19 protein-coding genes and 3 pseudogenes are annotated in these 26,682 nt (G+C 60.8%); 15 read left to right on the top strand and 7 right to left on the bottom strand.

The features are described 5' to 3' along the window. Window positions 1-120 precede the first annotated feature (120 nt). Window positions 121-1,587 carry a nucleobase:cation symporter-2 family protein gene (locus tag E3Z29_RS16290; RefSeq protein WP_134786306.1) on the top strand — a complete coding sequence of 489 codons (1,467 nt, stop codon included), beginning with the start codon at window positions 121-123 and terminating at the stop codon, window positions 1,585-1,587. Window positions 1,588-1,652: 65 nt separating this feature from the next. Next, window positions 1,653-2,126, top strand: a complete 474-nt coding sequence (locus tag E3Z29_RS16285) for an LEA type 2 family protein (protein ID WP_086791096.1) — start codon at window positions 1,653-1,655, stop codon at window positions 2,124-2,126. A gap of 133 nt (window positions 2,127-2,259) precedes the next feature. Here E3Z29_RS16285 and E3Z29_RS16275 read toward each other — a convergent pair whose 3' ends face one another. Then, on the bottom strand, window positions 2,260-3,183 hold the full coding sequence (locus tag E3Z29_RS16275; RefSeq protein WP_134786305.1) for a carbon-nitrogen hydrolase family protein: 924 nt from the start codon (window positions 3,181-3,183) through the stop codon (window positions 2,260-2,262). A gap of 84 nt (window positions 3,184-3,267) precedes the next feature. On the opposite strand from E3Z29_RS16275, the pseudogene E3Z29_RS16270 reads away from it, so the two are divergent. Next, a pseudogene (locus tag E3Z29_RS16270) lies at window positions 3,268-4,185 on the top strand (LysR family transcriptional regulator). A gap of 8 nt (window positions 4,186-4,193) precedes the next feature. Here the strand turns inward: E3Z29_RS16270 and E3Z29_RS16265 are convergent. After that, window positions 4,194-4,448, bottom strand: coding sequence for a hypothetical protein (locus E3Z29_RS16265; protein ID WP_003224595.1), 255 nt, complete (start codon window positions 4,446-4,448; stop codon window positions 4,194-4,196). A 153-nt stretch (window positions 4,449-4,601) separates the two neighbouring features. Between E3Z29_RS16265 and E3Z29_RS16260 the strand changes: the two genes are divergently transcribed. Next, a complete protein-coding gene (locus E3Z29_RS16260; RefSeq protein WP_007961870.1) occupies window positions 4,602-4,919 on the top strand; it encodes a YqjD family protein in 318 nt (105 codons plus the stop codon). Window positions 4,920-5,085: 166 nt separating this feature from the next. Here E3Z29_RS16260 and E3Z29_RS16255 read toward each other — a convergent pair whose 3' ends face one another. After that, entirely contained in the window at window positions 5,086-6,126 is a 1,041-nt protein-coding gene (locus E3Z29_RS16255) for an Ldh family oxidoreductase (protein WP_134786304.1), read from the bottom strand. A gap of 1,615 nt (window positions 6,127-7,741) precedes the next feature. Here E3Z29_RS16255 and E3Z29_RS16250 point away from each other — a divergent pair. Next, window positions 7,742-11,188 (top strand): DUF6543 domain-containing protein, encoded by a 3,447-nt coding sequence (locus tag E3Z29_RS16250; RefSeq protein ID WP_305955818.1) that lies wholly within the window; start codon window positions 7,742-7,744, stop codon window positions 11,186-11,188. A 54-nt stretch (window positions 11,189-11,242) separates the two neighbouring features. Here the strand turns inward: E3Z29_RS16250 and E3Z29_RS16245 are convergent, their stop codons facing one another. After that, complete coding sequence (locus tag E3Z29_RS16245; protein ID WP_007961867.1) at window positions 11,243-11,512, bottom strand: PepSY domain-containing protein; 270 nt, start codon at window positions 11,510-11,512, stop codon at window positions 11,243-11,245. A gap of 152 nt (window positions 11,513-11,664) precedes the next feature. Here E3Z29_RS16245 and E3Z29_RS16240 point away from each other — a divergent pair, with 152 nt between their 5' ends. Beyond that, window positions 11,665-12,672 (top strand): FecR family protein, encoded by a 1,008-nt coding sequence (locus tag E3Z29_RS16240; RefSeq protein ID WP_134786303.1) that lies wholly within the window; start codon window positions 11,665-11,667, stop codon window positions 12,670-12,672. Window positions 12,673-12,760: 88 nt separating this feature from the next. Here the strand turns inward: E3Z29_RS16240 and E3Z29_RS16235 are convergent, their stop codons facing one another. Beyond that, on the bottom strand, window positions 12,761-15,106 hold the full coding sequence (locus E3Z29_RS16235) for an acylase (protein WP_134786302.1): 2,346 nt from the start codon (window positions 15,104-15,106) through the stop codon (window positions 12,761-12,763). Between the two features lie 278 nt (window positions 15,107-15,384). On the opposite strand from E3Z29_RS16235, the gene E3Z29_RS16230 reads away from it, so the two are divergent. Then, the gene (locus E3Z29_RS16230) at window positions 15,385-15,762 is read left to right on the top strand and encodes a fe2+ zn2+ uptake regulation protein (protein ID WP_027612026.1); all 378 of its coding nucleotides are present in this window, start codon (window positions 15,385-15,387) and stop codon (window positions 15,760-15,762) included. 18 nt (window positions 15,763-15,780) lie between these two features. On the opposite strand, the gene E3Z29_RS16225 is transcribed toward E3Z29_RS16230, so the two are convergent. Then, window positions 15,781-15,969, bottom strand: coding sequence for a hypothetical protein (locus tag E3Z29_RS16225; protein WP_007961862.1), 189 nt, complete (start codon window positions 15,967-15,969; stop codon window positions 15,781-15,783). A gap of 157 nt (window positions 15,970-16,126) precedes the next feature. Here E3Z29_RS16225 and E3Z29_RS29665 point away from each other — a divergent pair, with 157 nt between their 5' ends. The 6 genes from E3Z29_RS29665 to E3Z29_RS16200 all read left to right on the top strand — a co-directional run bounded on the left by E3Z29_RS29665 (window position 16,127) and on the right by E3Z29_RS16200 (window position 23,575). Next, entirely contained in the window at window positions 16,127-16,261 is a 135-nt protein-coding gene (locus E3Z29_RS29665; RefSeq protein WP_007961861.1) for a hypothetical protein, read from the top strand. 264 nt (window positions 16,262-16,525) lie between these two features. Further along, window positions 16,526-17,782: an MFS transporter gene (locus E3Z29_RS16220; RefSeq protein ID WP_134786301.1), complete on the top strand. Its 1,257-nt coding sequence runs from the start codon at window positions 16,526-16,528 to the stop codon at window positions 17,780-17,782. Beyond that, window positions 17,779-18,909, top strand: coding sequence for an acyl-protein synthase (locus E3Z29_RS16215; protein WP_134786300.1), 1,131 nt, complete (start codon window positions 17,779-17,781; stop codon window positions 18,907-18,909). Before E3Z29_RS16220 ends, E3Z29_RS16215 begins: the two co-directional genes overlap by 4 nt. 1 nt (window position 18,910) lies before the next feature. Further along, window positions 18,911-21,313 carry an aldehyde dehydrogenase family protein gene (locus E3Z29_RS16210; protein WP_134786299.1) on the top strand — a complete coding sequence of 801 codons (2,403 nt, stop codon included), beginning with the start codon at window positions 18,911-18,913 and terminating at the stop codon, window positions 21,311-21,313. 49 nt (window positions 21,314-21,362) lie between these two features. Further along, the gene (locus tag E3Z29_RS16205; protein WP_134786298.1) at window positions 21,363-22,652 is read left to right on the top strand and encodes a phenylacetate--CoA ligase family protein; all 1,290 of its coding nucleotides are present in this window, start codon (window positions 21,363-21,365) and stop codon (window positions 22,650-22,652) included. Then, window positions 22,652-23,575: a GNAT family N-acetyltransferase gene (locus E3Z29_RS16200; RefSeq protein WP_134786297.1), complete on the top strand. Its 924-nt coding sequence runs from the start codon at window positions 22,652-22,654 to the stop codon at window positions 23,573-23,575. The genes E3Z29_RS16205 and E3Z29_RS16200 overlap by 1 nt, the downstream gene beginning before the upstream one ends. 48 nt (window positions 23,576-23,623) lie before the next feature. On the opposite strand, the gene E3Z29_RS16195 is transcribed toward E3Z29_RS16200, so the two are convergent. Next, complete coding sequence (locus E3Z29_RS16195; protein WP_098963937.1) at window positions 23,624-24,151, bottom strand: hypothetical protein; 528 nt, start codon at window positions 24,149-24,151, stop codon at window positions 23,624-23,626. 382 nt (window positions 24,152-24,533) lie between these two features. Here E3Z29_RS16195 and E3Z29_RS29945 point away from each other — a divergent pair. After that, window positions 24,534-25,616, top strand: a pseudogene (locus E3Z29_RS29945) (cache domain-containing protein); the annotation flags it as partial. A 381-nt stretch (window positions 25,617-25,997) separates the two neighbouring features. After that, a pseudogene (locus E3Z29_RS29940) lies at window positions 25,998-26,525 on the top strand (methyl-accepting chemotaxis protein); the annotation flags it as partial. Window positions 26,526-26,682 lie beyond the last annotated feature (157 nt).

The raw sequence follows: 26,682 nt of genomic DNA, 5'->3' as shown, positions 1-26,682 counted from the left end.
TTCAAACCCCGTATTTCTTGACCTTTCAGGCAATTTTTGCTCGTTGCCCTCGCCGTCCTCTTCCGGCATCCTGCGCCTCCATTTTCTGACCCGGCCCCGCCTCACGGCGCGCAAAACACCATGACCGCCTCTGAAAAAGTCCCGCGCAACAACGATCTGCTCTACGGCCTCAACGACCGTCCGCACCTCACCGCCACCGTCTTCGCTGCGCTGCAACACGTGTTGGCGAGCTTCGTCGGCATTATCACCCCGACCCTGATCATGGGCGGCGCCCTCGGTCTGCAAAGTGAAATTCCGTACCTGATCAGCATGGCGCTGTTCGTTTCAGGCCTCGGCACGTTCGTTCAAGCCAAGCGTTTCGGCCCGGTTGGTTCCGGTCTGCTGTGCCTGCAAGGCACCAGTTTTTCCTTTATCAGCGTGATTCTCAGCGCCGGATTCATGGTCAAGGCCCGGGGCGGCGGCACCGATGAAATTCTCTCGACGATCTTTGGCGTGTGCTTTTTCGCCGCGTTCATCGAAGTGGTGCTGAGCCAGTTCATCGGCAAACTGCGGATGCTGATCACCCCGGTGGTCACCGGCACCATCATCACCTTGATGGGCCTGTCGCTGATCAAAGTGGCGATGACCGACATCGCCGGCGGCTTCGGTGCGGCGGATCTGGGCGCGGCCAGCCATGTGTTTCTGGCGGCGTTGGTGATCGGCACTATCGTTGTGCTGAACCGTGTCGACGTGCCGTTTCTGCGCCTGGGCGCGATCGTCATCGGCCTGACCCTCGGCTACGTGGTCGCTTGGCTGATGGGCACGGTGGATTTCGCCTCGATGCCCGAAGTGCCGCTGGTCAGCGTGCCGGTGCCGTTCAAATACGGCTTCAATTTCGACTGGGTGGCGTTCGTGCCGGTGGCGGTGATCTTCCTGGTTTCGCCGCTGGAAGCGGCCGGTGACCTGACCGCCAACTCGATGATCTCGCGGCAACCGGTCAAGGGTCCGCTGTACATCCGCCGAATCAAATCCGGTCTGCTCGCCGATGGCCTCAACTCGGCGATGGCAGCGGTGTTCAACAGCATGCCGATGGTCACGTTCGCGCAGAATAACGGCGTGATCCAGTTGACTGGCGTGGCCAGCCGCTACGTGGCGTTCTTCATCGCCGGCCTGCTGGTGCTGCTGGGGCTGTTCCCGATGATCGGCGCGGTGCTGCAACTGATGCCTAAACCGGTGCTCGGCGGCGCTGAACTGGTGATGTTCGGCACCGTGGCCGTGGCCGGGATCAAAATCCTCGCCGAGGCCGGCCTGCATCGGCGCAACATGTTGATCGTGGCGATCTCCCTGGGCATGGGCCTGGGCATCGCCGCGGTGCCGGAAGTGCTGCGCGAGTTGCCGCAAGCGCTGCGTAACATCTTCGAATCGCCGATCACCGTCGGTGCGTTGTGCGCTATCGTGCTGAATATCTTCCTGCCGGAAGAATTCATTGAGCTGGAAGAAGACGATTTCGATCCGGAAGCGTCGATTCTGCAGGTCATGGAAAACCCCGATCTGCCGGCCAAAGCTGAACCTGCAACGGCCGCGGCGGTCGCACAGTTGAACCGCTGACGCTGCGCCATGAAAAAAGGGCTGAGCCGGCAACGGTTCAGCCCTTTTTCGTTGAGAGACTGTTTATGCGCCGCGTCCACGCCGTCATCCTGTCCCTGCTACTGTTGTCCCTGAGCGCCTGCGCGCTGTTTCCCAACCGCGATCCGGTGAACATCAACGTGGTCGGCCTCGAACCGTTGCCGAGCCAGGATCTGGAAGTGCGTTTCGCGATCAAGTTGCGGGTGCAGAACCCCAATGAGACGGCCATCGATTACAACGGCATCGCCCTGGATCTGGAGGTCAATGGCCGTCCACTGGCCTCGGGCGTCAGCGATCAGACCGGCTCGATCCCGCGCTTCTCGGAAACCGTGGTCAGCGTGCCGGTCAGCGTTTCCGCGTTCTCGGTACTGCGCCAGACTCTGGGTTTGAGCCAGACACAAACCCTCGACAACCTGCCCTACGTGCTGCGCGGCAAACTCGCGGGCGGCGTGTTCGGCACCATGCGTTTTGTCGACAGTGGCAAGCTGAGTTTGCCGAAGGCCACTGCTGCGACGTGGTAACCCACTAAACACACAAGTCTCCTGTAGGAGTGAGCCTGCTCGCGATAGCGTCACGTCAGTCAATAAAGGTGTTGGCTGATCTGACGCCATCGCGAGCAGGCTCACTCCTACAGGTTTTGTGTCGGCGCGGAAGTTATGCGGTGAAGCGTACGCCGGGTTTGGCCCGCTCATCGACACTCAGCTCAAACACATCCGGCCGCGCATAGTGGCCGACCACGTCATAGTCGTACCGCGCCCGCACCAGCTCATCAGTATCGATCTCAGCCGTCAGCAACCCGGCCTCGCCACGTAGCGGCCCGGCCAGCACATCGCCCATCGGCCCGACAATCACACTGCCGCCGGCAATCAGCGGCCGATCCGCCGGCCAGTTGGCAATCTCCACGCCCAGCTCGTTCGGCGAGGCCTGCACCTGACAGGCGCTGACCACAAAGCAGCGGCCCTCGTGGGCGATGTGACGCATGCTGACCTGCCACATCTCGCGCTCGTCCACGGTCGGCGCGCACCAGACTTCAATGCCCTTGGCGTACATCGCCGTGCGCAGCAGCGGCATCATGTTTTCCCAGCACACCACCGCGCCGAGTTTACCGACCTGAGTGTCGAGCACCGGCAGCGTCGAGCCATCACCCTTGCCCCAGATCAGCCGTTCGGTGCCGGTCGGCATCAGTTTGCGATGCTTGGCCACCAGCCCCGCTTGCGGATCGAAATACAGCGCCGTGCAATACAACGTGCTGCCGGCACGCTCGATCACGCCAATCACCAGATTGGCCCCGGTGCGCGCCGACAAACCGGCCAGTGCCTCGGTTTCTGCCCCCGGCACGTCAATGGCGTTGGCGAAGTAGCGGGCGTAGGCCTCACGCCCCTCGGGCAAGCGATAGCCCAACTGCGTGCCGAAGCCCTCACCTTTCGGATAGCCACCGAGCAACGCTTCAGGCATCACCACCAGTGCCGCGCCGGACTCGCTGATCGCGTCTTCCCAGCTCAGGATCTGTTCCAGAGTTTCAGCCTTGCCACCGGGCAAGGCGCCAATCTGCAGGGCGGCGACGATTGATTTGGGCATTGCGGTCACTCCATCGGGTTCAAGTGTTGCCGATTCTGCGGCGGCGCGGGATCATGAATAAACACCGATTCACTGCTGAATGATATGAGCCAAATGAATATCGCAACCGTCGACCTCAACCTGCTGAAAGTCTTCGAAGCCCTGCATGAGGAGTCCAGCGCCAGCCGTGCGGCGCTGCGTCTGGGCGTGACGCAATCGGCGGTCAGCGCGGCGTTGCGCCGGTTACGCGAGGTGTATGGCGATCAATTGTTCGTGCGCACTGGTCGCGGGTTGGCGCCGACGCTCAAGGCCAATCAACTGAAACCGGTGGTCAGCGAGGCGCTGAACAAATGTCGGCAGAGCCTGGCGATGGTCGATCCGGCGGCCCACCACTATGACGGCCGATCAGTCACCGTGGGCCTGTCGGATGATTTCGAAATCGCTTATGGCCGGCGCCTGATCGAAGCCATTGCTCGCAGCGCGCCCAAGCTGCGGCTGATCTTCCGCCAGACCCACAGCCAGATCGTCGCTCGCGCCCTGATGGAGCGCAGCATCGACCTGGCGATCACCGCCGGTGGGTTCGCCGAGCGTCTGCTCAGTCGTTCAGGTGCTGGGCGAAGGGGATTATGCGTGCCTGGTCGATCCGGGCAGTCTGGCGCCCGGCCAACAGCGCATCGATTTGCCGGAGTTCGTCGCGCGCGAGCACATTCTGGTGTCCTCGGGCGGTTTTATCGGCATCACCGATGAGGGGCTGGCGGCGCTGGGTCTGAGCCGGCGCGGGTCTGCGCCTCGACCACGCACTTTGCCGCGCTGCCGCATCTGCTCAAGGGCAGCGGCGCGGTGGCAACCATCCCCCGCCATGCCGCTCAGGCCATTGCCGAGCTCAGCGGACTGGTGCTGCTGCCCTGCCCGCTGGCGTTGCCGCGTTACCCGATCGAACTGGGCTGGCGCACCAGCACGCAGATCGATCCGGTGGTGATCAAGGTGCGTGAGGCGATTGTCGGTTGTTTCAACGCGGACTGAGGCGGGTGTTACTTGTTGGCTGCCATCAGTCGATTGACTTCACTGCGCACCATGTTGGCGAATTCCGGCGGGGACATGCCATCCAGCTCGGCGCGCACCCACTCGGCCCATTTGCCCTTGCGCTTGGAGCGTTCGCCGAACAACCGCGCGGCTTCGCCTTTGGCTTTGCCCAGATTGTTCTGCCAGAGTTCGAACAGACGGGATTTCTCGTCTTCCAGCGCTGCGCGCTCGGCGAGGGATTTGTCGGCCAGATTGAAACTCATGGGGAAATACCTGCTGCGTAAAATGGCGACATCTTACACGCTCGGCGGAAATCTCCCGCGCAGGTTTTTCTTTCGCACCTAAAATCAGTGCAACTTTTCAGTCAGCGCCACACTCCATTGATCACTGTTCATCCATCTGCAAGGAGTCACCCAATGGCCCGCAAATCCCGCGTGCAAGCCGTCGAAGACCAAATCAAGGATCAAGCCTTCAGCGAACTTCAGGCTTTGATCGAAGAGTCCGACAAACTGCTCAAGAGCAGCGCCTCACTGGTGGGCGAAGAAGCCGAGACCCTGCGCGGACAAATCGCCCTGAAACTGCAACAGGCACTGGATTCCGTATCGAGCGTGCGTGAGCGCACCAAACCGGCGGTCGAGGCTACCGAGAGCTACATTGGCGGCCATCCATGGCAGACCGTGGCGATTTCCGCCGGTTTCGGTCTGGTGGTGGGCCTGCTGCTCGGTCGTCGTTAAGTGACATTTGCCTGATCCCATTCTGTGGGATCAGGCAGTAAACCTGTGGCGAGGGAGCTTGCTCCCGCTGGACTGCGCAGCAGTCCCCTATTCTCAAGCAGATAAAAGGGGATCGCTTCGCAATCCGGCGGGAGCAAGCTCCCTCGCCACATGGGTTATCTGACAATTATTCCCCGGCCAATTCGCCCAACTGCGCCAGCGTCTGCTCCTCCAGCACAATCCCCTCGGCCAGCGATCTGGCCCGCTGCAAATGCCGACGATCACCCGGCAAGCGCTTCAACCCCACCCCATGCATCTGCCGCACCAGTTCTTCGCTGCGCTCGGCAAAGCTCTGCCCGGCGGACTTGCTCGGGTCGATGACGATCAGCAACTGCCCGGTCCACGGGGTCTTGGCCCCGGGATGGTTCGACCAGTCGAACTCGAAGGAGAAATTGCCCCCGGTCAACGCCGCCGCCAGCAGCTCGACCATCATCGACAGCGCCGACCCCTTATGCCCGCCAAACGGCAGCAGTGCGCCGCCTTCAAGAATGGCTTTCGGATCCTGCGTCGCCTGCCCAAGACCATCCACGCCCATTCCGGCGGGCAGACGTTCGCCCTTGCGCGCCGCGATCTGCACATCACCGTGAGCGATGGCGCTGGTCGCCAGATCAAAGACAATCGGCGCACCACCGGCCCGCGGCGCGGCAAAGGCAATCGGGTTGGTGCCGAACAGCGGCCGATCGGCGCCATGCGGCACCACGCAGGTCATGCTGTTGACCACGCTGAGCGCCACCAGCCCTTCTTCGGCAAACGGCTCGACGTCCGGCCACAGCGCCGCAAAATGATGGGAATTGCGAATCGCCAACACCGCGATCCCGGCGTTGCGCGCCTTTTCCACCAGCAACGAGCGGGCTGCGGCCAGCGCGGGCTGGGCGAAACCGTTGTCGGCATCGACTCGCACGAAACCCGAGGCTACGTCCTCGACTTGCGGCACAGCCTGACCATTGACCCAACCGCTATTGAGGGTCGAAACATATCCGGGGATACGGAACACGCCATGACTGTGCGCACCGTCGCGTTCGGCACCGGCGCAGTTGGCAGCCAGAGTGCGGGCGACGGACGCCGACGTACCGTGGCGCAGGAAAACCTTTTCAAGCAATTGCGTCAGCGCTTCGAGCGAGAGTGTGGACGCAACGGGGGAAGACACGGAATCGTGTGGCGCAGACATCTGAAGCTCCAGACTAATTATTGGAGGGAACAACAGCGTACGAACAGCTTGCCCAGCGATTAACCACGCCCGGTACGGGTGCTGTCAACCGTTGTGGTGCCGGCTTGTCGCGGCTAGCACATTGCGCTGCCGCTGGTGCGGTAACTATGTACCACCTCTGTTATCGATCCGGTCTTTAGTCTCGTGTCTCAATTTACCGGTGCACCGGACGGTGCCCTGAACGAGACCCGATGATGCCTGCTCCCATTCCTCCCCTGCTGTTCCAGCCCATCCTCAACTCCCCCGGATCGTGGCGCGAACTCGGCAATCTCCATCACTTGTCCAGCGCGGACTTCCAATGGTTGAGCCACGTGCAACTGGCGACCCACGCACTGCGCAGTCAGCAGACCCCGCCCATGCTTGCCCAGCGCATCCTGCTCAATACCAATGGTGCGCCAGCGGTGCCTCTGGCCGGCAGTTTCATACTCAGTGCCACCCCGGATGATCACGGGATCCTGTTGTACACACCTTTCGCCGGGCTGAAAAAACATGCCAGCCTCACCGCCCTGACCGCGCACCTGGAACAGCGTCTGAACAGCGCCAGCGAGGATGATCGGCTGCTGGCGTTCCTCGCCCTTTCCCAACGCAAACGACTGGCAGAACAGCACGGCATCAGCGTGACCTACCAGCTTGTCGAGGGCGATATCTTCGAAGATCAACGCGCCGTCATCGAGCATTGCCAGCAGCTCAACACGCAAGCGATGCTTGATGAATTGATGCAACTGCCCGAACTTGGCAGCCTGCTTCAGACCATTACCGACGAACTTCTGACGCCGACGATGCGCGGCGTCGACCAGACACACACGCGCGTGAACCTGTACGCGACCACGACCGCAACCGGCCCGGCATCGGCAGACCTCGCTTCGCGGCACGGGCTTGAAGCGCTGTCGCTTGGCGATGCGCTGCTGTTGCACTATCGCCACACCGGATGGCCGGTTGGCCAGACCCATGAGTTTTCGCACCCGAGTCGGACATTCCTGGCCAGTGATCAGCAACACTGGGAGACAGCCGTCACCACGGCATCAGGCAAACTGCTGGTGCTGCTGTACCAGCAAATGGAGCGCTACTGGAATGGGCCCAGTGCTAATGGGGCCTCGCGGCGCGACGTATTGGCGCAGATCATTCGGCAGCAGGCGCTGGCGGACTTTTTGCTCAAACGCGAGTCTGGCATCATCGATCAGCGCCAATTCGACAGCCTGCTGACGTCGCTGGGTTTCAGTGAAAGTCTGGCACCTCGCGCGGCCGTGGAAACCGTGCGTTTATGGGAGCACCAGGCAAACTTCGTGGAGCTGGCCGGCGCGCTGATGATCGGCCATTCCGAAAGCTGCCTGTATACCCCGACGCACGGCTTGCAGGTGCTCAAGGACTACGCAGATCTAAAATCCATGCTGCTCGGCAAGTTCGCCAGCCCCGGGCACGAAGACGAACTCTATGGTCTGCTGAGTCTCGAAGAGCGCCAGCGCTTCCTCGGTTTCGACCGGCCGCAGGTTTCCGGCAAATCGATCGCCGGAGACATGTTCAGCGTACTGCTCGAATTGATCATCACACCAAGCAACGACAGAACATCGACTATGCCTTGCAGTTGTACCGGCACAGCGACGGCGTCGTGGATATCCGCGCACTGTTCGATAAGGCCCTGGACATCCGCTCGATGCTCCACGAGCGCCTTGTCACCCTGGATGCTCGCGGGCGCTGGAGCACCCGGCCGATGCTCACCGGCAACCCATTGCCTTCAAGGGTGCTGGCGGACACCGCCGCAGCCGAAGTGCGCAAGTTCGCCAGCATCATGCCAACCATCGCCGCAGACTTCACCGCCCAGCCGTTGACCGTCACAGCGCTGCAGCGTACCTACCTGCAAGGTATCGCAGCGAAGCTGGCGCACGCCCTGTCTGTCGGCATCAATGGCGAAGCACGGTTGAGAGTCCTGGACGGAACGCTAAGCCGTCATGCGCAAGCCCTGGTCGACACCGTGTTCAATCCGGATCACCCGGATCGCAGCCACCGCAAGGCACTCAACGGGATTCGGCCGGATGCCTGGTCATTGACGTTACAGGTCGCCGGTGAGAGCGAAGTGCTGCCGCTGGCCAACTGCGTCCTGCTCACGGAACGCGGTGGCCTCGATACGCAGCACTCTGGACGCGCGATTTTGTGGACCCCGGCTCTGGGCCTGGAAGTCTTCCGCTCGATCGAGCACGCCAGACAGGTTTTGAGCCAGCGGCTGCTGGATCCGCAAAAACGCCTGGCGCTGCTGGAAAACCTTTCACCCCTGCACCAGAGGTTCCACCAACACTACACACTGGGACGGTTACAGCTGATCAGCGGCAATGTATTGCAGGATCGCACCGAATCAACGATCGAACATTTTCTCCAGCGCTGTGAACAGGTGCGGGGCCGCCAATGGCCAAAGCTGCGCGAAACCCAGATCCTCAAGACGTTGAGTGAGCAAGTCGTGGAGACCAATCTGCAACGCGCCAGCGCTCTGGCGCAGGCCCTCGCTAAACAGCATTCACTGCCTGCCTGGCTGGGAATGGCCAGGCTTGACGATCAGCAGTTGCACCTGGAACTGCTGGAACAGTGGCGTCACAGCGTCATCGACGATGAGGATTATCTCCACGCGCTGCCAACCTTGCGTGATTACATCCGGCAGACCCTAAAGACGCTGCTGAGCACCCGCTTGCACAGGCAGGATCTCGACCCCGAACAGATCACCGTCACTCCCGCGCTGAGCCTGATCGGGTCTGCAATGAGCCTGACCGATTTCGCCTTGAACCATGCGCATATTGCCCAGGACACTGCATTCTCCCTAAGTTCGCGCACCAACCGGGCGCTGCCGACCGGACTCGACCAACAAGCGGTCAGGAGCCTGCTGTTGTCCTTGAACGTTGCGACAACATTTGCCAATAAAATCACCTCGGTGTTGTCCGCGAATGACGTCGACGCCGAACAACGCAAGCTGCGTTTCATCCAGCAACTACCCTGGCAACTGCTGCAACATGCCCATCAGTTACAACTGCAACAACGCTTGTCGACAAAAGCCTTCGACTTGATTACACAGGTGCTCGACATGCCCGATGCCGTCGCTCGTGCGACCGTGCAAGGGGCCGATGCGATTGTCCGGCCGTTGGCGCTGATCAAGACCGCCGGGGCATCCGCGATCAAGGCGCTGGGGCTGTACTTGATCGGCCCTGCGGAAAAACCCGGCCCTCAGGTGCTTTATGCGCCCTACCATGGAGAGCACGCATTCAGTGAGTTCGAGGACGAGGCAGCAGTGATCGCCGCGCTGAATACGCCGGGCTCACTGCAGGACCTGCTGCTGCGCCGCTTGCCGGAAAGTCAACGTTCGATCTTCGGCGCGTTGTTCAAGGCGAGCAGCGGCCAGACGAGCGAGATGACCCTGGCCACCACCCCGATCAACGGCAACTTGCTGCTGCAGTTGTTCGAAGACAATCTGACCTTGTTGCCACACTTGCTGAGCAGCCATTCGCTGCCATCGGCGCAGGCGGATTGGGACGCCGCGAAGCACCTGTTCAGTTCAGGCTTCCAGCGGATCCGGGGCCTGCTGCCGGGCAAGCTCGCCTATGTGCAGTTTCTCTGGCAAAGCTACCAGGATTTTCTGGACTCGGCCGAAGCATTGCAGGATCACCACTGGAAACGTGCGCTGCAAACCTTTGTCGCCGGCGCAGCGGAGATGATCAGTCTCGGGCGACTGGCGCTGGAGTCACGTCTGGAATCTCAAGCCGTGGCAGCGCCGCAACCACTGCAGCCAACCACGCTGAGCGCCCCCGTCCTTGCGCAGACAAAGCCGACCGATCCGCTGCGCACCTCGCTGCAGACATTCGAAGCTCCGACTATCGCCCTGAAGGATCTGACTCACGATGCTGCCGAGGGCACGTATCAGGATCTGACAACCAAAGCGACTTACGCCCCTATCGCCGGCAAAGTCTATCCCGTGGAGCGGCCGGGAGCCGTCTGGCAGATCAAAGGCGCCGAGCAGCCAGGCCCGGTGTTGCAACACACCGCTTCCCGGCAACTGGTGCTGGACCCGGATCGCCATACCGTGCATTTCGGCAAGGCCATGTCGACGATGCTCAACCATTACGCCACCCATCGCCAGGCGCGGTACATGCTGAATATCGAAGCGCAAGGCATGGAAGAAATCCGCGCCCGCCATCCGGAGAAAGCCCGCATGTTGATCGAGGCAATTGATCTGGCCCGGCATTACGCGTTCAACAGCCTGCACAATCTTGCGCAGCTGAGAAACTATGTGCCGGGCACCCGCCTCGATACTTTTCTCAAGTCTTTTTTTGACGTGCAACGGATTGATGCCGACATTCTCGACAAGCTGAAGCAGGCCATCGTGCCGATCTGTGATGCCTTGGTCGATCCAACAGAAGACCTGTTGAACACCAGTCGCTTTGTGGTCGGCTCGAACAGACACAGCAGCTCGGGTGTAATCGCCTTTGTGCTGGGTGGCGATTTACTCAAGAAAGTCCATTTCACCGAAAAGTTCTTCAATCAAGGGCTGGATTGGTACAACACAGGCCTGACCGAACCGTTCAATGTTGACGGGCATGCACGGGCAGCGACGCTGATCCACGAGTTTTCCCATCAATTCAGCAAGACCGTCGACATTGCCTCCCTGGAAGCGCGGCGCCCGTTTGCTGATCTGATTGCTACGGTGACCGGTTACGGAGCTGCCCGCAAACAGGTACAGACACGATTTCAGCGCGAAGCACTGTCACTGTCCACGCGCCGTGAAGAGCTGTTTTCGCGCTGGAGCGACAACCTTCAGGAGTGGCTCGATATCGACGAGTTTGAGGGCATGGAACATGTGCGCAGGGAAGTTCTCAAGACCACGGGGACGAGGAATCTCGAGGACGCGCGAACGGCATTTCTCAGCCCGACCAACCCGCATCCACGCATCGACACCATATTGCGCAATGCCGATTCGATCGCCTTTCTGATTTGCGAAATGGGCCGCCAGCTGGATCCGGTAACCCAACCTCACGGAGGGCTCAACTGAGATAAAAAAAATGCGCAGGCGGTTGGCCTGCGCATGGTTCATCGCTGGGTGAACTCAGTCTTTCTGGTCACGCAATACATTGCCCGAGGCGCCATCGATGCGGAATTCATACACCGAACCGTCGGCCTTGCGGCCCTCGCCTTTCCAGTAGCCGTCATTGTCGGCCTCGATTTCATAGACTTCGACGTAACCGGCCTTGGTTTTCACGATCTCGATAGCCTTTTCGATGGTGACCCAGCCCGCACCGGGACGATCAGCCATGGCGGCACCGGCGCTGAACAAAGCGGCGGTGGCGATTGCAGCGGCTAAGGTTTTTTTGATCATTTTTTCACTCCATTTGTGGATGATGTTCCTCTGATGTCCTGTTTTTGGGCGTCTGACGGAAAAATAAGTTCCACTTTGATGGGCAATTGCCATGACGGATGTTCTCGGCGCAACGCCCGCAAGGTTAGAATGCAGCAAATCAGGACGAGTCAATGACCCAAGAATCCCTCTCGGAAGCCGAATACGATGCGATCACCGATGCCGCCGCGCACTGGTGCATGCGTCTGCACGCCGTAGACTGCTCCGCCGAGGAGCGTCTGGCTTTCGAGCAATGGCGCGATGCGCATCCGCTGCATGCATTCGAATACGAAGCGATGCTGGAGATCTGGGACGTTGCCGAACATCTGCCGCGTCCGCCGCTACCCCCAACGCTCAATGTGCCGCTGACCGCTGCGGTGCCCGCCTGGCGGCGCTACGCAATTGCCGCGAGCGTCTGCGCCCTGGCCTTGCCACTGGCGGCGTACGGTGGCTGGAATCTGGGCTGGTTGCCCAACAGCTATCAGCATTTCGCAGCCACCGACAATGTCCGTCAGGTCACCTTGAAGGATGGCAGTCAGGTCGAGCTCAACCTCAATACTGAGTTGACCTTCAGCAATTACAAGGATGAACGGCGGGTCACCCTGAAAAAAGGCGAGGCGTTTTTCGAAGTCAGCCATGACCTCTCCCACCCGTTCGTGGTCAGGGCCGGCGAAGGCAAGATCCGCGTGACCGGCACCCGCTTCAATGTCTGGCTCTACGAAGATCAGGTGCGGGTCAACCTGATCGAAGGCTCGGTTCTGGTAACCAGCAACGCCGCCCTGCCCGGCGACGGTCTGCGCCTGGGGCCGGCCATGCAGGCGCAGTACCGGCATGGCGACTACACGCCACAGATCAGCCAGACCTACGCCAACGATAACGCCCTGGCCTGGCGCAGCGGCAAACTGGTGCTCGACAACCTGGCGCTGAACGAAGCCTTGCCGCTGATCAATCGCTACCTGAGCAAACCGCTGAAACTGGCCGACGCCAACACCGGCGCGATCCGCGTCGGCGGCGTCTACAACATCAAAGAGCTCGGCGGCCTCGTCAACACCCTGCCCAAGGTGCTGCCGGTCTACCTTACGCGCAATACCGAGGGTGATCCGGTGATCAACTCGATGCCGCGGCAGCCACCAAAAACCTGAAAGCGGTTCCCGTCGGCCATGGCTGACTCAGGGCACAAAAAAGCCGCTGTTCCCGTCAAGGAGCAGCGGCTTTTTCGTTCAGCCTGACTTACTGCGCAACCACCTCGGTGCCCTTGCCCGCCACCTCGCGAACCGTTTGCACCTGATACTGCGGATCGGCAGCGATCTGCTGCTCAGTGAACGGCAACACGCTCCACTGCTTTTTCGAAAACGCCTCGGTCTGATCCCGGGAATATTTCGACTCAGGGTCGCTCGACAGCGAGAACGCCAGCAACCCTTGAGCGTGCGGGCCTTTGTCGTCGAAGGTCACCACTTGCAGGTAGCTGGTGCCGCTGACCACTTCGAGTTTGCCGTCTTCACGCGGCACGCTCTGGATCGCGTTGTAGATCCCCAGCGTTCCCGGCCCGCCGTGAATTGCGGTTTGTTGAGCGCCGCTGCTCGCCACCTGAATATCGCCCCAGCGGGTTTCAGGCTTGAGACCCATTTTCTGCGCAGTGGCAGCCGACGCCAGCAGCGCTTCACGCAGTGCCTTGCTCACGGCCGGTTGCTCGATCGCCAACCCGCGTGGCGTGTGTTGCGGGTCTTTTGGATCGAACGGCACACGCCAGACATCCGGCGACGCTTGCAGCGCCTGCATGATGTTCTGGAAATGCACCAGACCAATGCCCGAATCCAGATTCGCCCGGCCATCCCAACCCTTGAGACTGGCACAAACCGGCTTCAACGCGGCCGCGTCCGCACCCAGATCCGCAGCGCAGAACTTCAGCAGATCAGGCAGCACCTGAGTCGCCAGATAGACGTTGTCGTCCATCACCATCTGTTGCAGATCCTTCACCGCCAGCGGCCCTTTTTTGCCGAGTGTGTTCAGGCGCTCCAGCGCAAATCTTGATCGCAGGCCCAGCGGCTGGCCGTCCTGACTGATCAGCGGCGAGAACCCGGTCAGCGGTTGTGCCGGGTTCGCCAGCCACGCCGAATCGTTGGAATGCTGGACGAAGTCCTTGCGCAACAGTTGCGGCAGCTGGCTGGCGGCATAGATACCCTTCTGCGCAGCTTGCGGATCGATATCCCAGGCGCAAGCGCTGTTGGAACCGTCGAGCACGATCATCTGCAAGCCGATGCGCGGGTCGCTGCACTTGGCCAGTTTGTCGGCGCTGACGTTCGGCACCACCGACAGGTTCATGTACAGCGTCTGCCCCTTGTCATCCACGGCCAGGGTGTTGACCCAGGGGATGCCCTGAAGCTTGTGCACCGAATCCTGCAGAGCCTTGAGGCTCGACGCCTGGTTCATCGCGTACCACTGCGTCAGCACGCGATCATTGTCCAGGTTGGCGTCGCGCAGGCTGTAGGCGTACTGATGATCCCAGTCGAGTTTGCCCGGCCATTGCACGATCGGGCCGAACTGCGAGCTGTAGACATCGCGCGAGACCGGCACCACCTGACCGTCCGCCTGTTTGACCTGCACAGTGACCGTCTGCTTGTTCAACGGCAGCGACTTGCCGTCGAGCAGGTAGCGGGTCGGGTCTTTCGGGTCGAGTTGCAGACGATACAGGGTGAAATGTTTGGATGAATCCACCGTGTGGGTCCAGGCCAGATGCTGATTGAAACCGATGTTGATCATCGGCAACCCCGGCAAGGCTGCGCCCATGACGTCGAGTTTGCCCGGAATGGTCAGGTGCATCTGGTAAAAGCGCATGCCGCCAACCCATGGAAAATGCGGGTTGGCCAGCAGCATGCCGCGTCCGTTGAACGAGCGTTCGCTGCCCACCGCCACGGCATTGCTGCCGCGATCCAGAGCGAAGTGCTGCAGGCGCGCGTCCGCCAACTGATAGGCCCGGGCATCGCTGCCGAGCTGCGCCGTGGCCTGCGGCGGCGTCGCGCCAGCCAGGGCTTCGGCGAACTGTCCGACCCCGCCCTCGACCAGCAGGCGCCGAGTGAGTTTGACCAGATCTTCGGCGCTGATATCACGCACCCACTCACCCTGGCACTGTTGCGGGAGACCCTGCTGGCGGCGTTCGGCGAGATAACGGTTATAGCCCGCGGCATAACCTTCCACCAGGTCGTGCACCTGCGCCGGTTGCGCGTCCCAGAAGGCTTTCACCGCTGCGGGAGTGTTGAGCCAGGTGAAGAACAGGTCGCTGACGCGATTCTCGCGTTGTTCGACGGTGAACTGCTCCGGCCCGAAATAACGCGAGCGCTGGCCATTGACCGTGACGATCTCGTTGGCCAGCAGGCACAGGTTGTCCTGCGCGTAGGCGTAACCAATGCCGAAACCCAGTCCGCGTTCATTTTCCGCGCGGATGTGCGGCACGCCAAAGGAGGTGCGGCGGATATCGGCACTGGCTTGTGCAGCGGGACTGAACGCATGGGCGGACAGACTGAGTCCGAGAAACACACCGGCGAGGGCCAGTCCGGTTAACTGTCGTGAAATAATCACACTCGCTCCTGAACGACAAGACAAGGATCGGCGCTTGCGCCGGATCCACTCTGAAATTGATTCATGCGCCTGGGGCGCAAGACGGCTGTTCAGGAAACGAATGCGAGAAAAAAAATTTAGCCCGATTGAGGAAGGTGAAATTCACTGATTACGGGAAAACAACGAATAACCGACAAAATTTCTACATATTTCCTTTCATGATTTGTCGTGCTGAAACGTCTTGTTTACTGAGAGCAGTCAAAACGTTTCCTGATCGGGCTCTGAAAAGGAGTAACCCCATGTACAACTCGCAACTACCAATGGATGGTAGCCAGGCGTCACAAGGAGCTTCCATGAGTTCCCGCGCGAGCAGCTTCGCCCCCAGCCCCGAGCGTCAGGGCAATGAGCGTATTCGTCTGTTGCTGAAAAGCTTCGGCCTGCGCACCAGCCTGATTCGTCTGAAAGTCATCGACGCCCTGCTGGTCGCCGCACAAAGTGATCGACGCCTGGGCGTGCGCGGCGTACACAGTCAACTGCTGGACCTGGATATTCCGTTGTCCTTTCTCAGCGTGCGCGAAGTGTTGAAGCGTCTATGCGCCGAAGGGGTGGTCACCTTCAACCCGGACAAGAGTTACAGCCTGCATCCACAGGCTGCTGCCGTGCTCAATCACGATTGAAGCGTCCCGCGATCGCCGTCAGGGCTTGACCTTGCGGCGCATCACCCCGTTGATCACCACCACGACCACCGCCACACCCATGGCGATGTACTGGAACATCTTCTGACTGATCATCCCGGCATTTTGCAGCCAGGACAGGCCGAGCATGATCGCCAACACCGACAGGGCGATCAGGATCGAGTATTTCAAACGTTGCTTCTGGGTCATTGCAGGTTCCTGAAACTTTCAAATGTATCCGGTTTGTATCCGGTTGCATGCCATGCACATACCATGTTGCGGGGATGGGCCTGGCTGAACGCGGTCTCATGTTACAGCCGATGAAGAGTTTTGGCTTCATGCCGGCGTAACCATGAGGATCTTTGAAATGTTCCGTCGAATCACCTGGCTGATTCCTGTCCTTGCCGTTCTGACCTTGAGCGGCTGCATCATTTTCCCCCACGGCGGCTGGCATGACGACCACCATCGTTATCAGGAAGGCCCCGGTTATTACCATCGATAAAACAGGATCGTTCGCCCGCCGGTGCGCCTGAAATACCGGTCGGGATACCTCACCAGCCTTTTCAATGCCAACCATGCCCGCCCGCCAGCGGGCATTTTTGTTGGCGCGCCTGTGCCTCGCAAATGCCTTTTCGATCAGCCTGCAGGGGTCAGTAAATACGCTGTAAGTATTTGAAATTTCATGTCGCAGCAAAGGATTGGCTGCCGCGACAACTCTGCCTCTAGTCTCTGCGAACTTTTCTCGCTTACTGAAACAGGGATGTTTATGCAGAGAACCTTGATCGTAATGACGCCCGTGCAGATTATCGGATTCTGCCTGGCCATTACCGCTTTTGAACTGCTCACCTATATGGCCAGCGACATGATCATGCCGGCCATGTTGACGGTGACCGGCGAGTTCAACGCCGATACCCGGCATGTAGCCAACGCCTTCAACCTGTATCTGATTGGCGGCGTGTGCCTGCAATGGCTGATCGGCCCCCTTTCCGACCGTTACGGCCGGCGTCGCTTGCTGTTGCTCGGTTGTGCGCTGTTCGGCCTGGCGTGTAGCGCCGCAGTCATAACGCAGCGCATTGAAGCCTTTAATGCGTTGCGCCTGATCCAGGGCATGGGCCTGGGCTTTGTGGTCGCCGTCAGCTACCCGACCCTGCAGGAAGTGTTCTGCGAGGCCGATGCCGTGCGCCTCATGGCATTACTGGGCAACGTGGCGCTGCTGTCGCCGCTGCTCGGCCCTTTACTCGGCAGCCTGCTGCTGGAATGGCTGAGCTGGCGACAGATGTTTCTGGGGCTGGCGGTAACGAGTGTGGTTGTCTGGCTCGCTCTGTTTGCCTGGATGCCGGAAACGATCGACGTCGTGCGCCGTGACGGCCAGCGACAGCCTCCAGTGGCGTTTTCGCTCAGGCAGATCGGCCTGGGTTACCTCGCGCTGCTGCGCAACCGACGATTCATCGGCGCCTGTCTGACACTGGGCCTGATGAGCCTGCCGCTGATTGCCTGGATCGGACTGGCACCGGTGCTGCTCATGCAACGCCTGGAGCTGTCTGCGCTGGAATATGGCCTGTGGCAAATCCCGGTGTTTGCGGCGGTGATCCTCGGCAATTTACTACTGGATCGATTGCTCGTCGGGCACACGCTCGCCCAGGTGATCGGTCTGGCCCTGTGGCCGTTTTGCCTCGGACTGCTGGGGCTGATCGCTGCTGCCCTGAGTTCGGCTGCGCTGCCATTGGCCGTTTGCGCACTGGCCGTGTATGCACTGGGGCTTGGTATGAGCAACGCCGCGCTGTACCGCCTCGCGCTGTTCTCCAGCGATGCGGGCAAGGGGCTGGTGTCGGCCATGATCGGCATGCTGTCGATTGCCGTAATGGGCAGCGGCGGCTCGCTCATCGCCATCATCGGCGGTGGCTCGAACCTGCAATCCTTTTCCCTGCTCGCCGGCCTCGGCGGCCTGCTGTGCCTGCCCCTGCTCTACCGCCTTCTGCGGCACCCGCCGCGCCCACCACACATCAATAAGGATATTCGATGACTCTGTTCCCCCACAGCGATGCGCTTTGCGCATTGCCGCAGCCCTATTGCCAGGAGGCCGTCCCCAAAGGGCTGTTCAATCTGGCCATGAGCGAAATCACCCGGTTTCACGCTCGCCATACGCCCGGTTATGGCCACTGGTTGAACGCCCATGCAATCGCTGTCGATGACCTGGACGAGCTCGACGACTGGTCGCAATTGCCACCGATTTTCGCCAGTTTCTTCAAGCAGCAAATGCTGCTCAGTCCCACGGGCGAGGACGCCCTGGAACTGACCTCTTCAGGCACCAGCGGGCAGAAGAGCCGCATGCGCTATGACGCGCGCAGCCTCGGCGCCGCGCAGTACATGGTCGAACGGATTTTCGCCCAATATGGCTGGATTACCCCGCATGTCCCGTGCAACTACCTGTTGCTCGGCTATGAGCCCGAGCAGAAAAACACCTTGGGCACATCCTTCACCGATCAGTTCCTGTGCAGTTTTGCTCCCGCCAATCGGGTGGTTTACGCCCTGCGTCGCACTGGTGACGGCCACCAGTTTGATCTGTTCGGAGTGATCAGCGCCTTGCAGGCCTTTGCCGAAGAAGGTCTGCCGGTGCGCATCTTCGGCTTTCCCGCCTTTCTCTGGGAAACCCTGCAACGCATGCGCGCCACCGGCGTGGCGGACCTGCAACTGCCGGCCGGATCATTGTCATTTTTCGGCGGCGGCTGGAAAACCCGCGCCGCCGAAGAAGTCCCCAGACAAGCCTTATATGCACGGATCCAGCAACAACTGGGCATCGCTACCCAAGACTGTCGCGACGGTTACGGCGCCGTCGAACACGCGGTGCCTTACGTCGAATGCGCCCACCATCACTTTCATGTACCGGTCTACGCGAAAGTGTACATACGCTGTCCGGTGGATTTTTCGGTCTTGCCCTATGGCCAGCGCGGCCTGCTGAGTCTGGTCTCGCCCTACATTTCCTCAAGCCCGGCCCATGCCGTGGTCATGAGCGATCTGGCCACGCTGCATCCGGGCACCCGTTGTGCCTGCGGTCTGGCCAGCGACTGGTTCCAGTTGCATGGCCGCGCCGGCACCACGGCCGCGAGGAGCTGTGCCATGGCCGCGTCCGAACTGCTGGGGAGGCACTGATATGTACCTGATCAACGGTCACTTGCACACCGAGTGCAGCCTCGACAGCGCCTTGCACCAACTTCAGCGGGAGTTGCCACGAAGGCTACAGCTTCCACTGCAAACCAGCACGCTGCTCGCCACTGCCAAGGCCTTCGCCGAACGTCTGCAACAAGAAAAAACGGAACTGCCACTGGCTCCCGGTCAGCGCGAAGCACTGATCGATTTCTGCCAGCCTGCCGCCCTGCAAGCCAAGCTGGATCGTGAGCTGGGCTTGCGCCCCGATTCGCTGCGTCGCATCGACTATCGACAGTCACGCTTCGAGCGCTGGAGTCCGCTGGGCCTGGTGGTGCATATCACTCCGGCCAACGCGCCGCTGCTGGCGTTCTGTGCGGTGATCGAGAGTCTGCTGAGCGGCAACGTCAACTGGCTGCGCCCCAGCAGCAGTGACGCTGGCTTCACCGCGCGCCTGCTTCAGGCGTTGGTTGCATGCGACCCGAGCGGACAACTCAATGGTTACGTGGCGGTGCTGCCGACCCGCACCGAACAGATCGGTCAGTTGTGCAGGCACGCCAACGGTGTCGCGGCGTGGGGTGGTGAAACCGCGCTGCAAGCCATCCGCCAGCAGATCCCGCCAGGCTGTCGCTGGATCGACTGGGGGCACCGCATCAGCTTCGCCTACCTGACCCCGGACGCCGCATCGCCCGCCGTCCTCGATGCGATTGTCGATGAAGTCTGCCGCCTCGATCAGCAAGCCTGCTCCAGCCCGCAATGGTTGTTGGTGGACAGCGACGACGCGCGCGTACTGAACGAAATCGGGGCACAACTGGCCGCCGCGTTCGAGCGCCGTGCTGGTCAATGGCCTGCCCTTGCACCGACGCTTGAAGAGGCTTCGCAAATCACCACCTGCACGACAATGGCCCGGCTGGCCCAGAGTTTTGCCGGGCAGACCGGCCGGGTCTGGAGTGCCTCGGGCTGGCGGGTGATCTGGAGCCATGATCGCCAGCTCGAACCTTCTGCGCTGTTTCGCAGCCTGTTGCTCAAACCAATGCCCCGCGAGCGGCTCAGCGCCACGTTGCTGCCCTGGCGCAACGTGCTGCAGAGCTGCGCCTTGCTGTGCCCCGAGGCGCAGATCGCTGAACTGGCGCAAACGCTGATTGCCGCCGGTGTGACGCGCATTACCCCGATCGAGACTATTCACGATGGCTACGCCGGCGAACCCCACGACGGTGTTTATGCGCTGCAGCGCCTGAGTCGACGCGTATCGGTCAGTCTGCCGACGAACATACTGACCAGCCACTCCACGCTTGATCAGCTGCCTGCCCCACCACCACTGACCGGTCTGGCGATCATGGACAAAGGACAATTCGTCCGCCAGCCGCCGGATTCAGCGGCGCAGCTGTTCTTTCGCTCCGGCGGCAGCAGTGGCGCACCCGTGCTTTCCGGCTTCAGTTACCACGACTTCCAGCGCCAGATGCAGGCGGCCGCCGATGGCTTGCTCGCAGCCGGAATGGACCCGGCCCAGGACAGGGTCATGAACCTGTTTTTCAGCGGCGGGCTGTACGGCGGCTTTTCCAGTTTTGCCAAAGTGCTGGAACAACTGCAGGCCCGACACTGGCCGATGGGCGCACCGGCGGACGACGATTACCACGAGATCGCGCAGATGATCGAGGCTCAACGGATCACCGTGCTGATCGGCATGCCCGGCACCCTGCACCGGTTGTTTATCAACGAACAACAAATACTGCGGCGCTATGGTGGCGTCGCCAAGGTCTTTCTCGGTGGCGAACACCTGAGTGAGCAAACCCGCGAGCTCTTGCAAAGTTGCGGCGTCAGCCTGATCCGCTCGGCGATTTACGGCAGCGTTGATGCCGGTCCCCTGGGCCATGCCTGCCGGGCCACGGCAGATGGCGTTTTCCATCTGATGAGCGACATCCAGCACCTGGAAATTGTCGATTTCGAGCATGACGTGCCGGTCGGTGACGGCGAATCCGGTCGTCTGCTGGTGACCTCCCGCGAGCGTCAGGGTCAGTCCGTGCAGCGCTATGACATTGGCGACAGCGGACGCTGGTTACCCGGCCCGTGTGCCTGCGGTCTGACGTCGCCGCGCTTCGAACTGCTGCAACGCCACGGCAACCTGCTGCGCATCGGCACCGATTTTATTTCGCTGGCGATCCTGGAGCAGCACCTTCAGATGCCGTTTCAACTGGTCCTCGATCACGGCCCTGACGGCCTGGAACGCATGCGCCTGCACTGCCCTCTGGAGCCGGCCGAGGCCCACCGCCGACTGCAAAATTATTCGACGCTGATCACGCTGGTGCAGACCGGTTTGCTCACGCTGGACGTCGAGCAGTGTGCCGTCGAGCAGTTCGCCCGAAACCGGCACAGCGGCAAGACTCCCCTACTGATTGATACGCGCCGCTGACAGCAGCTATCTGCACGCGGCCCATCGCCACTTCATACAAGAAAAAATCATGAACACGATCGTTGAATTGAACAATTTGCTCGGTTACACCCGCCAACATTCGGCCTATTGCCGCGAACACTTCAGAGATGTCGCGGCACCCATCAGCTCATTGACCGAACTGCCCCTGATCGACCCTGAACAATACTGGCGTGACAGTCAGCATCCGCACCAATGGCCAGTGTTGTCAGGCCCGCTGGAAGACGCGATGGTCTTCAAGACCGGGGGCACCACCGGCTCAGGAAAACTCTCGCTGTTCACCCGCGCAGAATGGCAAACCCTGGTGCGCGATTTCGGCAGCCAACTCACGGCGCAACTGAACCCCGGCGACCGGGTCGCCAATCTGTTCTTCGTCGGCGACCTGTATGCCAGCTTCATTTTTCTTCACGACGCGCTGGCCCATGTCCAGACTCCCGTCAGCGAATTTCCCTTCACCGGGGCCGTCGACAGCGCCGTACTGGCCGAGTCGATCGTTGCGTACCGGATCAATGTGCTGGCCGGTCTGCCGGCGCAAATGCTCAAATTCGCCGCCTGGCTGGAACGCCAGTCACGGATCCTGGAGGGCGTCGAAACCCTGCTCTACGGCGGCGAAAGCCTGTTCGCCGCCCAACTGCAAACGCTCCAGCGGGTGTTCCCGAACGCACGCATTGCCTCTATCGGCTACGCCAGTGTCGATGCCGGACTGATCGGCGTCAGCACCCGCGATTGCAGCTTGGGCGAACACCGGATGCTGGAGCGGCACAGCGTGCTGGAGATCATCGATGAGGTGAGCGGTGCCGTCATCGAAGAGTGCAACCGTAACGGCAGGCTGGTCCTGACCAATCTCACCCGGCGCCTGATGCCGGTGATCCGCTATCCGGTCGGCGACCTCGCCTGCTGGCGTGAACCGGCAGGGACGCCGATGCGCAAGTTCGCCCTGATGGGCCGCAGCATGAACAGCCAGCGCGTGCGGGTGAGCGTGTTGAGTCTGGATACCGGTGACATCGGCGAGCTGGTGCGCAAGATCGCCGCCAGCGATGGCTGGCAACTGCTCATCGAACAGCGAGCAAGCAAAGATCTGCTGAGCCTCAAGTGGGTACCCTGCACGCGAACGGCTGACATCAGCCAGGCAAGCTCAACCCTGCGCCGTGCGCTGATCGACCAATACCCGCTGATCGAGAAGCTGCAGTCCGATCAATTGCTGGAGCTGAACGTGATCGCCTGTGCGAACGATGAACTGACCTGTCATCCACGCTCCGGCAAACATCAGCGGGTCGTGGATCGACGGCTTTATGACCATCCGCAGCAGGGGCAAGCGTGATGGACACGACAACCATCCGCCGCTATCGCGTCGCCGATGCGCCGGCAGTCAGCCGCCTGTTCGAAGAAATCTACGGCGTTCATTATCCTCAACCCCACGTGTATTTGCCCTGGATGATCAGCCAGAACCACAGTGTCGGTCGCTGGCACTCGCTGGTGGCGGTGGTAAACGAGCATATCTGCGGGCATGCCACGTTGTTTCGCCAATCTGGCCGAACCGCACTGGCGGAGCTGGCACTGACCGTGGTGCACCCGGACACTCGCGGGCAAAACATCGCCACCCAGTTGGGCCAGCAGTTGCTGATTCATGCCCAGGCGCTGGATTGCCGAGGCGTGACGATCAAGCAGGTCACGCATCACCCGTATACGCAGCGCATGGCCGCCGGCCTGGGGTTTCACAGCTGTGGTCTGTTGCCCGATTACGCGCCTTCGCCGTTCGGTGGAACCGGGCGGGAGACGATTGTTGTGGGTCACTGCAGCATCGACGGTCATCGGCGCCCGCTGCCGGCACTCGCCTGGCCGCAGGATTGCCGCGAGCTGATGGCGCGTCTGGAGGCGGTGTTTGGTACCACCGACCATACCGTGCCATGGAAAGGCCCGAAGATCCGCTTCGATCACGTATCCGGGCGCTACGACCTGCTGCTCAAGGCCCTCGATGACAACCTGCTCGAGCAATTGGGACAACTGCCGGCGCACTGGCTGATTTCGATCAGACTCAGACTCGCCCAAGGGTTTTCCAGCGCGCTGCGCAAACTGGCCGATGCCGGTTTCGCTTTCACCGGGATTGTCCCCGATGACCACAGCGACGGCTGGCTGGCACTGTTTCATCGTGGCTACCAGGCCTCCACGCTGAGCCTGCACTGTCCACACATGCAGCATCTGCAGGATCAGGCGCAGCAGGCCGGCGAAAGGTATCAGGACTAAAAACGAAAACGGCCCACCCAATCAATGGGTGGGCCGTGGGTGACCGGCTCAGGCCTTGGACTTGACGCCTTGGTCCACAGGTTTCGCCGCGTTGCCTTCACCGTAGGTTTTCAGGTTCTGCAGCACGTAGATCGCCTTTTTGTATTCAGGGATCAGGTTCTTGCCGTAGGCATTGCCATTGAGGCCATTGTTCTGAATGGCGTCGAGCTGGGTGGCGAAATACTCCAGCGCATTGAATTTTGCATCAGGGTCTTTGGTCACGCCGAAACGGTCGAACTTGTCGCCGGCATTGAGCAATGTAAAGGAGGTGATGTCGGAAATCAGCCCGCGTTCACGCAGAAAAACACTCAGATTGCTCAGTTGCTTGACCGAGACATTCGCCGGATCGAACCCCTTGATGTTCTTGCGCAGGCCCTGCTTGTCCATTTCGGCTGTGTTCAGCGCGTTAGGATTGGTGCCGACCTTGGCGAGCATCTGCTGCACCTTGAGGCTTTGTTTGACCTCTTTCTTCGCGCCTGTATTGCGAACCAGCACCCCTGCCTTGCTCTCCCAGCCGCCGACAATGCCGATCGTCATGAGAAGACTCCCTGTGAAATAACCATGAAATGCCCTTGCTGGACTACTTGAATGCCGGGAAGTATCTACCGGCGAACTGGTGGCACCAACCCTTTTAGTGCAGCCGCTTACAATTTTTGTACATTCTCGATACAAATTGCCAGAAGCTCACGGTGTCGCGGTTTCATGGCAGTTTGACGATTGCTCGCGAAGCTTTTTTTTGCGCTGGCTGACGGGAGGGTCGATCCATTTGTATCGGAGTCGACACGCCCCTTCCGTCAGCCCGACACTTTCTTGCACCAAAGTACTTAAAGCTTCCCCGTTCGCCGACGATACGCTGGTGTGACCCCGCCGTTTTTCCCTCGACCCCACAATAAGAATCGCAGCTCAAGGACCGGTATCCATGCCCGCACTCCGCACCATTCAGGCTCGCTACACGTTATTTCTGGTTCTGTTCATCCTGCTGCTGTCGGTGCTGACCGTGGTCGGTATCAGCCAATTGGTCGCGCCCAAGCTGCGGCATACCGAAGAACAGGTGGTGCTCAACCGGATTGCCGAAGTCGCCGAACAGATTCAGGGCGAACTGAACAAAGTCCAGGCGCAACAGCGCAGCATCACCCAGACCATTCCCCTGCTCGACAGCGCGGCCATCGACACAGTGTTGCCGGGCCTGGTGGATCAATACGGCGAGCTGAAAGTCTTCGGTGGCGGGATCTGGCCACTGCCGGGTCAGCGTGAGGCCGGGCGCAACAAGTTCAGCACGTTCTGGCACCGCGACGCCTCGGGCAAACTGGCGGTGAATACCTTCTGGAACAGCGACGCGGCGCCCAACTATTACGACCAGAGCTGGTATAAGGGCGGCATGCAGACCCCGCGCGGCCAATGTGCCTGGGCTGCGGCCTATAAAGATGACGCGAGTGCCGAGCCGCGCACCAACTGCGCCATGGCGATTCAGAAAAACGGTGCCGCGTGGGGCGTGTCGACCATCGACGTGACGCTGGGCTTCTTCAACGATCTGGTGGCGCGCAAGGAAAAAGACCTCAACGCCGAAATGCTGATCGTCGAGGCCGACGGCAAGATCATCAGCAACAGCTCGCGCATCAGCGGCCCGATCGTACTGAAGAACATCAGCGAACTGGCCGCCGGTTCGACCTTCGCCAGTCAGGTCAAGGCCGGCCTGCTGAACCGTGATCAGGCGCAACGCGTCGAGTTCGACAACAACGGCGAAGCCAGCACCTTCTTCATGCGCCCGATCGAAGGCACGCCGTGGTTCCTCGCCACCGCCCTGCCAACGAAAATGCTCACCGCCCAGCGTGACGACGTGCTCAGCAGCCTGAGCCTGTTGCAGATTCCGCTGGTGATCCTGCTGGTGCTGTTGCAGGTGTATGCGATCCGCCAACTGGTGTCGCGCATGAAAGCGCTGAAGGCCAACATCGACTTGCTGTCCAGCGGCGATGCCGACCTGACCCGACGCATCACCATCCGTGCCGAAGACGAGCTGGGCGCCATCGGCCACTCGGTCAACACCTTTATTGCCTACCTGCAAAACATGATCGGTGAAGTGACCCAGGCCACCGGCGCCATGGCTTCGAGCCTGGACGACCTGCAGCGTACGTCGGCCAACACCAGCCAGATTCTGCTGCGCCATGCTTCGGAAACCGATCAGACCGTTACCGCCATCACCGAAATGAGTTCGACGGCCGAAAGCGTCGCGCAGAATGCCGCTGAAACCGCTGCGTTCACCCAGCGCGCCAACGAAAACGCCGATCGCTCACGGGTGGTGGTTGGTGAAGCCACCAACAGCGTGGTGGCCTTGATCGACGAAGTGGCCAGCGCCACCCAGAAAGTCGAGAACATGCAGCAGGACGCGCAGCGCATCACCGAGATTCTCGGGGTGATCGGCGCAATCGCCGGGCAGACCAACCTGCTGGCGCTCAACGCCGCCATCGAAGCCGCCCGGGCCGGTGAACAGGGTCGCGGCTTTGCCGTGGTCGCCGACGAAGTCCGCGCCCTCGCCGCTCGCACCCAGGCCAGCACCTCGGAAATCAACGAGATGTTGACCCGCCTGACCCAAGGCGTGAGCTCGTCGGTCAGCGCCATGGAAAACACTCAGGCCAGCTGCCAGTCCGCCGCCGACGCCACGGCGCGGGTCAACTCCGGTCTGGATGAAATGGCCGGCTCGGTCAGCCACATCAACAGCCTCAGCACCCAGATCGCCACCGCTGCCGAACAGCAGAGTGCGGTCACCGAAGAGATCAACCGCAGCATGGTGCAGATCCGCCACATGGTCGAAGAACTGGTGCACAGCGGCCAGGCCAGCGAACTCAACACCCGCCAGTTGCTGGAAGCCAACAACCGGGTGAGCGCGATCATGGGGCGGTTCAAGGTTCGTTGAGCCTGACAGATTTGTAATCTCCCGCTCAGCAGGCTGTCAGGCTTGATCCATGATCATCCTGCCAGCCTGCCTTGTATCAACTTGAAACACTCCGTTGATGCCCGGCAGGATAATCCGGTCAAAATACTTTCCTTTTTGACCGTCATCCTTGTCGAGA

It is taken from the genome of Pseudomonas sp. S150, from assembly GCF_004526365.1.
Taxonomy (GTDB): Bacteria; Pseudomonadota; Gammaproteobacteria; order Pseudomonadales; family Pseudomonadaceae; genus Aquipseudomonas; species Aquipseudomonas putida_A.
Note: the sequence above shows the minus strand (reverse complement) of the source record. Positions and strands in the feature narration are given on the sequence as shown.

Coding starts and splice junctions, on each gene's coding strand:
- E3Z29_RS16195 (WP_098963937.1), bottom strand. CDS start 24,151: ATGACGATCGGCATTGTCGGCGGCTGGGAGAGCAAGGCAGGGGTGCTG.
- E3Z29_RS16240 (WP_134786303.1), top strand. CDS start 11,665: ATGACCCAAGAATCCCTCTCGGAAGCCGAATACGATGCGATCACCGAT.
- E3Z29_RS16200 (WP_134786297.1), top strand. CDS start 22,652: ATGGACACGACAACCATCCGCCGCTATCGCGTCGCCGATGCGCCGGCA.
- E3Z29_RS16260 (WP_007961870.1), top strand. CDS start 4,602: ATGGCCCGCAAATCCCGCGTGCAAGCCGTCGAAGACCAAATCAAGGAT.
- E3Z29_RS16265 (WP_003224595.1), bottom strand. CDS start 4,448: ATGAGTTTCAATCTGGCCGACAAATCCCTCGCCGAGCGCGCAGCGCTG.
- E3Z29_RS16285 (WP_086791096.1), top strand. CDS start 1,653: ATGCGCCGCGTCCACGCCGTCATCCTGTCCCTGCTACTGTTGTCCCTG.
- E3Z29_RS16225 (WP_007961862.1), bottom strand. CDS start 15,969: ATGACCCAGAAGCAACGTTTGAAATACTCGATCCTGATCGCCCTGTCG.
- E3Z29_RS16290 (WP_134786306.1), top strand. CDS start 121: ATGACCGCCTCTGAAAAAGTCCCGCGCAACAACGATCTGCTCTACGGC.
- E3Z29_RS29665 (WP_007961861.1), top strand. CDS start 16,127: ATGTTCCGTCGAATCACCTGGCTGATTCCTGTCCTTGCCGTTCTGACC.
- E3Z29_RS16215 (WP_134786300.1), top strand. CDS start 17,779: ATGACTCTGTTCCCCCACAGCGATGCGCTTTGCGCATTGCCGCAGCCC.
- E3Z29_RS16205 (WP_134786298.1), top strand. CDS start 21,363: ATGAACACGATCGTTGAATTGAACAATTTGCTCGGTTACACCCGCCAA.
- E3Z29_RS16275 (WP_134786305.1), bottom strand. CDS start 3,183: ATGCCCAAATCAATCGTCGCCGCCCTGCAGATTGGCGCCTTGCCCGGT.
- E3Z29_RS16230 (WP_027612026.1), top strand. CDS start 15,385: ATGTACAACTCGCAACTACCAATGGATGGTAGCCAGGCGTCACAAGGA.
- E3Z29_RS16245 (WP_007961867.1), bottom strand. CDS start 11,512: ATGATCAAAAAAACCTTAGCCGCTGCAATCGCCACCGCCGCTTTGTTC.
- E3Z29_RS16255 (WP_134786304.1), bottom strand. CDS start 6,126: ATGTCTGCGCCACACGATTCCGTGTCTTCCCCCGTTGCGTCCACACTC.
- E3Z29_RS16210 (WP_134786299.1), top strand. CDS start 18,911: ATGTACCTGATCAACGGTCACTTGCACACCGAGTGCAGCCTCGACAGC.
- E3Z29_RS16220 (WP_134786301.1), top strand. CDS start 16,526: ATGCAGAGAACCTTGATCGTAATGACGCCCGTGCAGATTATCGGATTC.